Consider the following 12433-nt stretch of genomic DNA (forward strand, 5'->3'; position numbering starts at 1 on the left):
ATGAGGATATGGCAAGAAATAAGAAGATGAAAGTCGTATATACATTTCCGTCGACGGTTCAGGCCCTGAGGATGGAGCAGTGCTGCAAGCAGGAGGAACTGGATGGACGGCTCATCCCGGTACCAAAACAGATTTCCGCCGGATGCGGTATGGCCTGGGCGGCGCTGCCGGATGCGAGAGTATCTCTGGAGGAGATGATATCGAGAGAAGCTATTGAAGTTGAAGGGGTTTATGAATTTTTGCTATAGATAAAGCGGAATGGAGGAGTGATTGATGGGGCAGGAACCGATTGTATTTTGTAAGGGCGGCGGCTGTACGGCAAAGCTTGGACCGGCGGTTTTAAGCCGGGTACTCAGCCGGATACCGAAGGTAAAGGATGAGAATCTGATCATTGGCTATGACAGCTCGGATGATGCGGCGGTCTATAAATTGACGGAGGATTTGGCGATTGTTCAGACGTTGGATTTTTTTCCGCCGATGGTGGATGATCCCTATATTTTTGGACAGGTGGCAGCGGCCAATGCCTTGAGTGATGTCTACGCCATGGGCGGCGAAGTAAGAACCGCATTGAATATTGTCTGTTTTCCCGAGGCTATGGATTTGAATGTGCTCGGGCAGATTTTGTTGGGCGGCAGTGAGAAGGTCCGGGAGGCCGGAGGGGTTCTGGCCGGAGGCCACTCGATTGCAGATTCGGATGTGAAATACGGGCTTTCTGTCACCGGTGTTATTCATCCTGAAAGGATATTTGCAAATAACCGGTGTGAGGCCGGGGATGTCCTTTTGTTGACAAAGCCTTTGGGAACAGGGATTGTCTGCACGGCAGATCGTTTGGGAGCAGCTTCTGAAGGCGCTATGGATTTGGCTGTAAAGTCGATGACTACTCTGAACAAATATGCCTCGGAGATTATTAAAAAATATCGGGTGCATGGCTGCACGGATGTGACCGGATTTGGATTTCTGGTGCATTTGTGCGAAATGTTGACCCATCGGTTCAGCGCCCATATCGATGCTTCGGCGATTCCATATATACCGGAATGTCCCGAATATGTGGAAGAGTTTTATCTGTCAGCAGCCGGGCAGAGAAATCGCAATCATGTTGAAAAACAGGTAGAGTTTGTGAACTGTAGCTTTGCAATAGAGGAAATTTTGTTTGACGCGCAGACATCGGGCGGCTTGTTGGTGAGCATGCCTCCGGAGGATGGCGAGGCAGCTTTAAAGGAACTGAAGGGCCTCGGTTTGCCGTGTAATATTGTAGGCTATGTGACGGACAGAGAAGAAAAAACAATTATTGTCGAAGGATAAAAGGAGAGGAAAGAAATGAAACAATTGGATGAACGCGGAAAACAGTGTCCGATGCCGGTTATTGAAGCCAAGCAGGCGTTGGAAAATGCCGAACCGGGAGAGATGATTGAGGTGATCGTGGATAATGAGATTGCCGTGCAGAATCTTACGAAGATGGCAAAGCACAAGCAGTTAAAATCGGTGTCCCAAAAGAAGGGCGAGAGAGAATTTTCCGTAGTTATTGAGGCTGGAGAAAAAGGACGGGAAACGGCAGAAATCGCTCAGGCAGAATCTGTCCAAAAAGAGCAGGTGGAAGCGGAACCGGAAGTTACCGCCTGTGCGCCGGATGGAAAAACGAAGGGACTGATTGTTGTTCTTTCTTCTGATCAGATGGGTTCAGGGGATGAGGTGCTTGGAAAATTGCTTATGAAGGGTTTTGTCTATGCATTAAGTCATCAGGAACAGCTTCCCGAGAAAGTGCTGATGTACAACAGCGGAGCATTTCTTTCCTGCGAAGGTTCCGATTCGCTGGAGGATTTTAGAGAACTTGAGGCGCAGGGGGTAGAGATTTTAACCTGCGGTACATGTCTGAATCACTATCATTTGGAGGATAAACTGCAGGTGGGCGGCGTCACTAATATGTATGATATTACGGAGAGTCTTCTGCAGGCAAAGCAGATTATTCGTCCATAGATATAATACGGGGGAAAGAAAATGATTTATCTGGATAGTGCGGCAACCAGCTTCTATCGCCCTCCGGAGGTGGTCAGGGCGGTGAGCTGGGCGCTGACCTCCATGGGAAATTCCACTCGAGGTGTTCACGAGGCTGCTTTGACCGGGGCAAGGGTGATTTTTGAAACGCGGCAGACATTGGCGGATTTTTTTCACGCGGATGGGGCAGAACAGGTCGTCTTTACGGCAAATTCAACGGAAAGTCTCAATATGGCTGTCAAAGGTCTTCTCGTGCCGGGAGACCGGGTTATTACAACAGTGATGGAACATAACAGTGTACTGCGTCCTTTATACGAAATGGAAACAAAGGGCGTCTGCCTTGAAATGATCGGGACGGATGATCTGGGACGGCTGGACATGGATTCTATGTGCGAGGCGATTCATTCCGGGGCCAAAGCGGTATTTTGCACCCATGCGTCAAATTTGACGGGAAATGTGAATGATATTCGAAAAATCGGCGGATGGTGCAGAGCGGCCGGGACTCTTTTGGTGGTGGATGCCTCCCAGACTGCAGGAATATTTCCTATTGATATGCAGGAAGATTTTGTGGATGTTCTATGTTTTACCGGGCATAAAAGTCTTATGGGTCCTCAGGGAACCGGGGGCCTGTGTGTGCGTAAAGGGATTCAGATACGACCTCTGGTCACCGGGGGCAGCGGGATACGTACCTTTGATAAGAAGCATCCTTTCCGGATGCCGGAGGCGCTGGAAGCCGGAACTTTAAACGGCCATGGAATTGCCGGCCTGAAAGCGGCTCTGGATTTTATTCAGGCTGAGGGCGTGGATAAGCTGCGGATGAAAGAGGAAAAGCTGGCAGCAGCTTTTTATGAAAGGGTGCGGGATATACCGGGTATTCGGTTCTATGGGGATTATTCGGTTGTGGAACGGGCGCCTATTGTGGCTTTGAATCTGGGAGATGAAGACTCTGCGGAAGTCAGCGACTGGCTGGCTGAGGAGTATGGAATATGTACCCGGGCCGGCGGCCACTGTGCGCCGTTGATGCACCGGCGGTTTGGAACGGAGGCCCAGGGAATTGTTCGTTTTAGTTTTTCGAGCTTTAACACGATGGAGGAGATCGAGACGGCAGCAGAGGCTCTTCGGACTTATTGACAGAAAACCTTCTCACCGGATATTAAATTTTTCATATCATAAATATAAGCAGGCAGAATTTGACTGTTCATGGAAAATTTAAAATAAAAGGTGGGAGACCATGATACAATCTTTGAGTTGGGCGGCTTTGGGAACCGGATTTGCATTTTTAATGACGGTTTCCGGGGCGGCTACGGTATTTTTGTTTCAGAAACAGGTGAATGAGGGACTGCAGAAGATTTTCCTTGGTTTTGCTTCGGGGATTATGATTGCAGCTTCCGTGTGGTCACTGATCATTCCGGCCATTGAGCAGGCATCGGCCGCCGGCGGCCTGCCGTGGGTTCCGGCGGCTTTGGGATTTCTTGTCGGCGGGTTGTTCCTTTTGGTGGTAGACGGTTTTTTTGCAAAATATACAAAGCAGTCGAACCGGGTCAATTTGCTGGTTTTTGCGGTGACGCTTCATAATATTCCCGAGGGAATGGCGGTAGGCCTGGCCTTTGCTCTGGCAGCACAGCATATGGAACAGGCGGAGTTATATGCGGCTGCTTTTGCTCTGGCGCTTGGCATCGGGATTCAGAATTTTCCGGAGGGGGCTGCGGTGTCGCTTCCTCTGCGCCAGGAGGGAATGTCGTCGAAAAAAGCGTTTTTATACGGTGTTTTCTCTGCGGCTGTGGAGCCGTTGTTTGGAATGATGGTTGTTCTTGTTTCCGGGTTCATCCGTCCGGCTATGCCCTGGCTTCTATCCTTTGCGGCGGGGGCTATGATCTATGTTGTCGTTGAGGAATTGATTCCCGAGGCGAATGACTGCGGACGTTCCCACAGGGGAACTATAGGCAGCATGGCCGGATTTTTAATCATGATGATTTTGGATGTGGCCTTGTCTTTATAAGTGATATCGCGGTTTTTTATAAGTATTTTTAATGGGGAATCTATTGATTTAAAAAATGGATTGCGATAGAATAAGGGCGGGTATTGTGCCCGAAGCGGATAATAAATGATAAAAACATATGGATGGAAAGAAGAGGTCAGGTTCAAATGAAAAAAATGGAAATGTTGTATGAAGGCAAGGCTAAAAAGGTTTTTACAACGGATATGGAAGACGTTTTGATCGTCGACTATAAGGATGACGCAACAGCATTTAACGGTGAAAAGAAGGGAACCATCGTCGGCAAGGGCGTGGTGAACAACCGAATGACCAACCATATTTTTAAGATGCTCGAAGAAAAAGGAATTCCAACCCATTTTGTGGAAGAGTTGAGCGACAGAGAGACAGCGGTTAAAAAGGTGGAGATCGTTCCGCTGGAAGTTATCGTGCGTAATGTGGCTGCCGGAAGCTTTTCAAAGAAATTGGGTATTGAAGAAGGATTTCGCCTCCTCGCGCCAACATTGGAATTCAGCTATAAAAATGATGAACTGGGAGATCCGATGATCAATGATTATTACGCAATCGCCATCGGCGCTGCCACACGAGAAGAAATTGACCGTATTACGGAATTAGTATTTAAGATTAACGAGATTCTTGTTGCTTATTTTGCAGAAAAGAATATCGATTTAATTGATTTTAAAGTAGAGTTTGGACGTTATAAGGGTGAGATTATCCTTGCAGATGAGATTTCGCCGGATACATGTCGTTTCTGGGATTCTGAGACTCATGAGAAGCTGGATAAGGACCGTTTCAGAAGGGATCTGGGACGGGTAGAAGAAGCCTATGAAGAAGTTTACAGAAGATTGGGATTATAATATGATGAAGCAGAAAGACTCCTGTCAGTTTAAAGAGGAACTTCATGAGGAATGCGGTGTCTTTGGTGCTTATAACACAAAGGGTGAGGATATCGCTTCCTGGGTGTATTACGGTTTGTTCGCATTGCAGCACCGGGGGCAGGAAAGCTGCGGTATTGCTGTCAGCGAAAACAGAGATATCAGGTATTATAAAGATATGGGACTGGTCAACGAGGTCTTTACCCCGGAAAATCTGGATAAAGTCCATGGAGATATTGCCATTGGCCATGTCCGTTATTCTACGGCCGGAAGCAGTGTCCGGGCCAATGCGCAGCCATTGGTGACAAAGTATGTTAAAGGGCAGCTTGCGATCGCCCATAACGGGAATTTAGTTAATGCGGTAGATTTGAGAGAAGAACTTGAAAAGAACGGCGCGATTTTTCAGACGACCATCGATTCAGAGGTTATTGCCTATCTGGTGGCAAAGGAACGGGTGCATTGCGGTTCCGTTGAGGAAGCTGTGTTCCGGGCGATGCCCCATATTAAAGGAGCTTATTCTCTGCTTGTCATGAGTCCGAGAAAATTGATCGCGGCCAGAGACCCTTACGGCTTTAAACCGCTGTGTATCGGCAAGCGCGATGATACATGGGTGGTAGCCTCCGAAACCTGTGCTCTTGACACGGTTGGCGCGGAATTTATCCGGGATGTGGAGCCGGGAGAAATTATTGTGATCAATGAGGAGGGTCTGACTTCCAATCGCGAATACTGCAATTCTGCCGGTAAATGCGGCAGATGTATCTTTGAATATATTTATTTTGCCCGCCCGGACAGCGTGATTGACGGGGTCAGCGTTTTTAATTCAAGGATTATGGCCGGGAGGATCCTGGCTCAGACCCATCCGGTGGAGGCGGATCTGGTTGTCGGTGTGCCGGAATCGGGAAATGATGCGGCGATGGGATATGCCCTGGAATCGGGTATTCCGTATGGCCGGGCTTTTGTAAAAAATAATTATGTGGGCCGTACTTTTATTAAGCCAAAGCAGAGTATGCGGGAGCAGAGCGTTAAGATCAAATTGAATGTTTTAAAGGATGCGGTCAAAGGGAAGAGAATCGTCATGATTGATGATTCGATCGTCCGCGGAACAACCAGCGGGAATATTGTCCAGATGCTGAAAAATGCAGGGGCGACGGAGGTGCATGTACGGATCAGTTCGCCGCCTTTTAAATACCCGTGTTATTTTGGAACAGATATTCCCAATAGAGACCAGCTCATTGCAAACCATTATACGGTGGAAGAAATTGGCGGGATGATGGGAGCCGATTCGCTCGGCTATCTGGATTTAAACCGGATGGGTGAGATGGTCGAGGGACTGAATTATTGTCAGGCGTGTTTTAACGGGGATTATCCGATAGCGCCGCCGACAAGAGATATCCGCGGAGATATGGAATTTTAGCAGAAAAGAAATGCAGCTGATGAATATGAATTTAGGAGGATAAACCATGAATGACAGATACCAGAGTCCGTTGTCGGAACGTTATGCGAGTAAAGAAATGCAGTACATTTTTTCTCCCGATATGAAATTTAAAACATGGAGAAAATTATGGATTGCGTTGGCCGAAACGGAGGCAGAGCTTGGTCTGCCGATTTCGGAAGAACAGATTGCTGAGTTAAAGGCTGCGAAGGATGATATCAATTATGATGTGGCAAAGGCCAGAGAAAAGGAAGTCCGCCATGATGTGATGTCTCATGTGTACGCTTACGGCCAGCAGTGTCCGACAGCAAAGGGCATCATCCATCTGGGAGCCACATCCTGTTATGTGGGCGATAATACAGATGTGATCATCATGCGGGAAGCTTTATATCTGGTGCGAAAAAAGCTTTTGAATGTGATCAGTGAGCTGGCAAAATTCGCAGATACCTATAAAGAACTTCCGACATTGGCATTTACCCATTTTCAGCCGGCACAGCCGACAACAGTCGGCAAACGGGCCAGTCTCTGGTTAAATGATCTGGTTATGGATTTATCTGATGTGGATTATATTATTTCCCAGTTAAAGCTGCTTGGCTCCAAAGGAACTACCGGTACTCAGGCCAGCTTTTTGGAATTGTTTGATGGCGACCATGAGAAATGTAAAGAGGCGGATCGCCGGATTGCCCGGAAGATGGGTTTTGACGCCTGCTATCCGGTATCGGGTCAGACCTATTCCAGAAAACTGGATACCCGTGTGCTGAATGTTGTTGCGGGCATTGCGCAGAGCGCTCATAAGTTCTCCAATGATATTCGTCTTCTTCAGCATCTGAAAGAGATTGAAGAGCCTTTTGAAAAGAGCCAGATCGGTTCCTCAGCCATGGCTTATAAGCGGAATCCGATGCGGAGCGAGCGTATCGCTTCCCTTTCAAGATATGTGATGATCGATGTGCTGAATCCGGCTATCACAGCGGCCACCCAGTGGTTTGAGAGAACTTTGGATGATTCGGCGAATAAGCGTCTCAGCGTGCCGGAAGCTTTTCTTGCCATTGACGGCGTGCTGGATTTATATATGAATGTGGTTGACGGCCTTGTTGTCTATCCAAAGGTGATCGAGCAGCGTCTGATGAGTGAACTGCCGTTTATGGCAACGGAAAATATCATGATGGATGCTGTCAAACGGGGCGGAGACCGTCAGGAACTCCATGAACGCATTCGTACCCATTCCATGGAGGCCGGAGATATGGTTAAGAAGCATGGAAAGCCGAACGATTTGTTGGAGCGCATTGCCGGAGACCCGGCTTTCGGAATAACGATGGAAGAATTGCAGTCCATTATGAATCCGAGAAATTTCGTTGGCCGTGCGCCGGAACAGGTAACAGAATTTTTGAATGAAGTGATTCAGCCGATTCTCGAGGAGAATAAAGAGGTTCTCGGAATGACGGCGAAAATTAATGTATAATATGGAGAGGTAAGACATGATTGGTCTGGCCATTTTGGATGTAAAAAAATTCATGGCAGGAATTCTCACCGGGTCTATGTTTGATAAGTTTTATCTTAGGGACGGAGAGATTCAGACATTCACAGAATTTCATTTGGGCGGTTATTTAAACCGCCCTTATTTCGATTCAGAGGAATGGGAAGCTCTGGGGGGAAGGGAACTCTGTCTTTGGGCGGAGGTCAAGCCCTTTGCATTTCAATTAATTAAAGGGCATAAGCTTCCGGTCCGCTTTAAACTGGTATTTCAGCTCTCGGATGAAAATACCCGGTGGCTGCTGGATAAATACCATCTTTCCGCATCGATGGAGGATATCGGCGGTTTGTTTATGAATATCACGTATGAGCATCAGAAACTGGTGTGTACTTCCGGCGTTTCCTATAAGACCTTTATGTTGGATAAAACACTGGAGCAATGTTGGGATGAAACGGTTTTCCGGTATTTTAAACAAAATCATATTGCGGTGGAGCAGATATAACAAAAAATTAGCACTCACTTCAAGTGAGTGCTAATTTTTTGTTGACAATTGGGCAAACAGGTATTACAATATGTTTCAGATAAAAATTTAGCTTATAATTTTTTAAGGAGTGATTTTAATGGCAGAGACAATAAAGGAACAGGGAAGTTTGTCCATCAACAGTGAGAATTTATTTCCAATCATTAAAAAGTGGTTATATTCGGACCATGATATATTTGTCAGAGAATTAGTATCCAATGGCTGTGACGCCATCACGAAATTGAAAAAGCTGGAAATGATGGGCGAATGTGAGATTGCCGAGGATGAAAAGCTGAAGGTTGAAATTATTGTTAATTCGGAAGATAAGACGATGATCGTGCGGGATAACGGTATCGGTATGACTGCGGATGAAGTCAAAGAATATATTACCCAGATTGCTTTTTCCGGTGCAACGGATTTCCTGGAGAAATATAAGGATAAGACGAATGAAGATCAGATCATCGGTCATTTCGGTTTGGGATTCTATTCGGCATTTATGGTTGCCGAGCGTGTAACCATTCAGACACGTTCTTATAAAAAGGATGCGGAACCTGTTTACTGGGAATGTGACGGAGATTCCGAGTATGCGATGACAAAAGGGGATAAGGAAACCCGGGGTACAGAGATCACATTGTACTTAAATGAGGATAGTCTGGAGTTTGCCAATGAATATCGGGCCAGAGAAGTATTGGATAAATACTGTGCATTTATGCCGGTGGAAATCTATATTTCCAAAGAGGGCGGCGAACCGGAAACTCAGAATATAAAAGAGGAAGAGCTTCTTGATACCGATAAGGTGATCGAGTATTATACGGAGCCGGCCAAAACCGAGGAGAAGGAAAATGAGGACGGCACAAAGGAAGTCATGGAGATTTCGCCGGAACAGAAGATGGTAAAGATTCACCGCCGTCCATTCCTGATCAATGATATTCATCCGCTTTGGGCAAAGCATCCGAATGAATGTACGGATGAAGAGTACAAGGCTTTCTACCGCAAGGTATTTAACGATTATAAAGAGCCGTTGTTCTGGATTCATTTGAATATGGATTACCCGTTTAATCTGAAGGGTATTTTATATTTCCCGAAACTCAATCTGGAATATGAAGCGGTTGAGGGAACCATTAAATTATATAATAATCAGGTATTTATCGCAGACAATATCAAAGAAGTCATTCCTGAATTCCTGATGCTCTTAAAGGGTGTTATTGACTGCCCGGATCTGCCGCTGAATGTTTCCCGTTCCGCGCTGCAGAATGATGGATTTGTTCAGAAGATTTCGGATTATATCACCAAGAAGGTGGCAGACAAGCTCTCCGGCATGTGTAAGACGGACAGGGAAAACTATGAGAAATATTGGGATGATATCAGTCCATTTATTAAATATGGTTACATTAAAGATGAAAAATTCAAAGGCAAGATGAAGGAATATATCCTTTATAAGAATCTGGAAGGCAAATATCTGACCTTGAAGGATTATCTGGAAGCAGCCAAAGAAAAACATGAGAATCAGGTATTTTATGTGACGGATGAAGTTCAGCAGGCCCAGTATATCAACATGTTTAAAGAGCAGGAAATGGATGCGGTACTTCTGAAACATGCCATTGATCAGCCGTTTATCAGTGTTCTGGAGCAGGATGAAGAGAATGTGAAATTCCACCGCATTGATACGGATCTGGCGGATATTTTTAAAGAAGAGGTTACGGAAGAGGACGGCAAAGTTTTGGAGGAGAACACGAAAACTCTGACGGATGTTTTCAAGAAAGCTCTTGGACGGGATAATATTCAGGTGAAGGTTGAAAAGCTGAAAAACGCTGAAACGTCCTCAATGATCACTCTGAATGAAGAGAGCCGTCGTATGCAGGATATGATGAAAATGTACGGTATGACGGATATGAGTATGTTTGGCAGCGAAGGAGAGACACTTATTCTGAATGCCAACAACACGCTGGTGCAGTATGTCCTGGAAAATACGGAAGGCGAATATACAGATATGATCTGCCAGCAGCTTTACGATCTGGCGCTTCTCAGTCATAAACCGCTGGAAGCTTCAGCCATGACCGCATTTATCGAACGCAGCAATAAGATTTTGCAGGCTTTAACAAAATAAAATAATCAAAACGAAGGCGGATACTTGACAAAAGCGGTATCCATAGGATAATATAAAAAAGTTACTATCGACAGACTGGAAATGAGGTTTGCTATGTACGATATTATTCTGGATACGCTGATGGACGGTATCCGCCTTTTACCTTTTTTATTTGTTACTTACATTATCATGGAATATATTGAGCATAAGATGAGTGCGGGCACCCGGCGGGTTGTTCAGGCCTCCGGAAGATTTGGACCGCTGATCGGAAGCATCGCGGGGATTTTTCCACAGTGTGGTTTTTCGGCGGCGGCGGCCAGTCTCTATGCGGGACGGGTGATCACCCGGGGCACATTGATCGCCATTTTCCTTTCAACATCGGATGAGATGCTTCCTGTATTTATTTCTCAGCAGGTGCCGATAAAAATAATTTTATCCGTGCTTGGGATGAAGGTGCTGATCGGTATGGCGGCCGGTTTTCTTCTGGATTTGGTATTTTCAGTGGTAAAAAAAGAGCCGCAGCAGGAGATGGACATTCACCATATGTGCGAGCACGACCATTGTCATTGCGAGGATGGCATCATAAAATCGGCCCTGGTACATACGGCGCAGATTTTTTTCTTTATTCTTCTTGTTTCTTTTGTATTAAATTTTGTTATTTCCGGGATTGGCGAGGAAAGCCTGACGGAGATTATATTAAATCAGCCGCTGGTCGGCTCTGTACTATCCGGAATTGTGGGCCTTATACCAAATTGTGCGGCATCGGTGGTGATTACTCAATTATATCTGGATGGCGCTATGAGCCTTGGCGCTATGATGTCCGGCCTGCTGGTCGGCGCCGGTGTCGGTCTGATCGTTTTGTATCGGACAAATGATTCTTTAAAAGAAAACTTAGAAATTACAGCAATTTTATATGTTATCGGTGTAGCGGCCGGAATGGCAGTTGATTTCCTCGGAATTACATTATAAAATAAAATTATATTATAAAATCGGATAATACGGTACATGATAAGTATGAGGAGGCTGATGGAGCATGGCGATAGGATGTTTGGGATTTGCCGCGGCAATCTGCGGCGGAGATTTAATGATTAAAGATTATGTCAAAGAAAATGTTGCGGAACGCAGCCGGAAAAATCTGGCCGGGAATCGGGTGATTCTGACAAAGTATTTTAATAAGGGCGCCATGCTTGGCGCAATGGCGGATAAGCCGGAATTGCTGAAAGGAATGACCATTTTTGGCGTGGGAAGCCTGACCGGGGCATTGATGATGGTTGGCGGGAAGAAAGGATATTTTCTTCAGAAGGTCGGATTGTCCATGATGCTCGGCGGTGCGGGAAGCAATGCCTATGAGCGGATTAAATACGGAAAAGTGACGGATTATATCCGGTTTAATGTGGGAACAGAAAAATTCCGCAGCGTTGTCTATAATGTGGGCGATTTTGCCGTTTTTGCCGGGACATTATTACTGGTTTTGGGCGAGTGCCTGACGCCGCAGCGATAGTGACCGGTATCGCGGTGATGGTGTATGGTTGGCAGGAAGTAAAAATGTAATGAAAGACGATGAAAAAAGAGATTCTTAGCGGAGTCTCTTTTTTTATTCAAATCTTTAAAGTCTATTGACAAGGATCAGACATGTGAATATAATGTACTTATACAATAAGTACATACAATACAGGAGGAACTCCGATGGAAATAATAATCAGCAGCAACGCGGGTAAGCCTATCTATGAGCAGATTACATCTCAGATAAAAGCTATGATCATGAGCGGGAAATTACAAACTGGTGATCCTATTCCTTCAATGCGTTCTTTGGCAAGATCTATCCATGTTAGTGTGATCACTGTTCAAAAAGCTTATGAAGATTTGCAAAGAGATGGGTTTATTGAAACGACAGTGGGGCGTGGAAGTTTTGTATCCGCTTTGAATAAAGATTTTTTTCAGGAGGAGCAGCAGAGGCAGGCTGAGGAGCATCTACAACAGGCTGCCGATATAGCAAGAATGAGTGGAATACCGCTTAGTAAAATGATTGAATTGCTGACGATGTTTTATGAAGGGGAGGCTTGA

General features: G+C 45.8%; 13 protein-coding genes. All 13 read left to right on the forward strand.

Features of this window, described 5'->3' with window-relative positions; genetic code table 11:
- Positions 1 to 8: 8 nt before the first annotated feature.
- The 13 genes from ACMN7X_RS01460 (at position 9) to ACMN7X_RS01520 (ending at position 12433) form a co-directional block, all read left to right on the forward strand.
- Positions 9 to 248 carry a DUF3343 domain-containing protein gene (locus tag ACMN7X_RS01460; protein WP_418745728.1) on the forward strand — a complete coding sequence of 80 codons (240 nt, stop codon included), beginning with the start codon at positions 9 to 11 and terminating at the stop codon, positions 246 to 248.
- A gap of 25 nt (positions 249 to 273) precedes the next feature.
- Positions 274 to 1302 carry a selenide, water dikinase SelD gene (selD, locus tag ACMN7X_RS01465; RefSeq protein WP_418745729.1) on the forward strand — a complete coding sequence of 343 codons (1029 nt, stop codon included), beginning with the start codon at positions 274 to 276 and terminating at the stop codon, positions 1300 to 1302.
- 15 nt (positions 1303 to 1317) lie between these two features.
- A complete protein-coding gene (yedF, locus tag ACMN7X_RS01470) occupies positions 1318 to 1974 on the forward strand; it encodes a sulfurtransferase-like selenium metabolism protein YedF (RefSeq protein ID WP_418745730.1) in 657 nt (218 codons plus the stop codon).
- A gap of 21 nt (positions 1975 to 1995) precedes the next feature.
- On the forward strand, positions 1996 to 3123 hold the full coding sequence (locus ACMN7X_RS01475) for an aminotransferase class V-fold PLP-dependent enzyme (RefSeq protein ID WP_418745731.1): 1128 nt from the start codon (positions 1996 to 1998) through the stop codon (positions 3121 to 3123).
- 100 nt (positions 3124 to 3223) lie between these two features.
- The gene (locus tag ACMN7X_RS01480; RefSeq protein WP_418745732.1) at positions 3224 to 3991 is read left to right on the forward strand and encodes a ZIP family metal transporter; all 768 of its coding nucleotides are present in this window, start codon (positions 3224 to 3226) and stop codon (positions 3989 to 3991) included.
- A gap of 146 nt (positions 3992 to 4137) precedes the next feature.
- Positions 4138 to 4842: a phosphoribosylaminoimidazolesuccinocarboxamide synthase gene (purC, locus tag ACMN7X_RS01485; RefSeq protein WP_418745733.1), complete on the forward strand. Its 705-nt coding sequence runs from the start codon at positions 4138 to 4140 to the stop codon at positions 4840 to 4842.
- 1 nt (position 4843) lies between these two features.
- Entirely contained in the window at positions 4844 to 6274 is a 1431-nt protein-coding gene (gene purF, locus ACMN7X_RS01490) for an amidophosphoribosyltransferase (protein ID WP_418745757.1), read from the forward strand.
- A 46-nt stretch (positions 6275 to 6320) separates the two neighbouring features.
- Positions 6321 to 7751 (forward strand): adenylosuccinate lyase, encoded by a 1431-nt coding sequence (purB, locus tag ACMN7X_RS01495; RefSeq protein WP_418745734.1) that lies wholly within the window; start codon positions 6321 to 6323, stop codon positions 7749 to 7751.
- A 16-nt stretch (positions 7752 to 7767) separates the two neighbouring features.
- Positions 7768 to 8265, forward strand: a complete 498-nt coding sequence (locus ACMN7X_RS01500) for a DUF5721 family protein (RefSeq protein WP_418745735.1) — start codon at positions 7768 to 7770, stop codon at positions 8263 to 8265.
- Positions 8266 to 8395: 130 nt separating this feature from the next.
- On the forward strand, positions 8396 to 10390 hold the full coding sequence (htpG, locus tag ACMN7X_RS01505) for a molecular chaperone HtpG (protein ID WP_418745758.1): 1995 nt from the start codon (positions 8396 to 8398) through the stop codon (positions 10388 to 10390).
- Between the two features lie 93 nt (positions 10391 to 10483).
- Positions 10484 to 11338, forward strand: coding sequence for a putative manganese transporter (locus ACMN7X_RS01510; protein ID WP_418745736.1), 855 nt, complete (start codon positions 10484 to 10486; stop codon positions 11336 to 11338).
- Positions 11339 to 11402: 64 nt separating this feature from the next.
- Positions 11403 to 11870 (forward strand): signal peptidase II, encoded by a 468-nt coding sequence (locus ACMN7X_RS01515; RefSeq protein ID WP_418745737.1) that lies wholly within the window; start codon positions 11403 to 11405, stop codon positions 11868 to 11870.
- Between the two features lie 185 nt (positions 11871 to 12055).
- Positions 12056 to 12433: a GntR family transcriptional regulator gene (locus ACMN7X_RS01520; protein WP_418745738.1), complete on the forward strand. Its 378-nt coding sequence runs from the start codon at positions 12056 to 12058 to the stop codon at positions 12431 to 12433.

Origin of the sequence: Frisingicoccus sp., assembly GCF_048388605.1 — a bacterium.
Classification (GTDB): Bacteria; Bacillota; Clostridia; order Lachnospirales; family Lachnospiraceae; genus Frisingicoccus.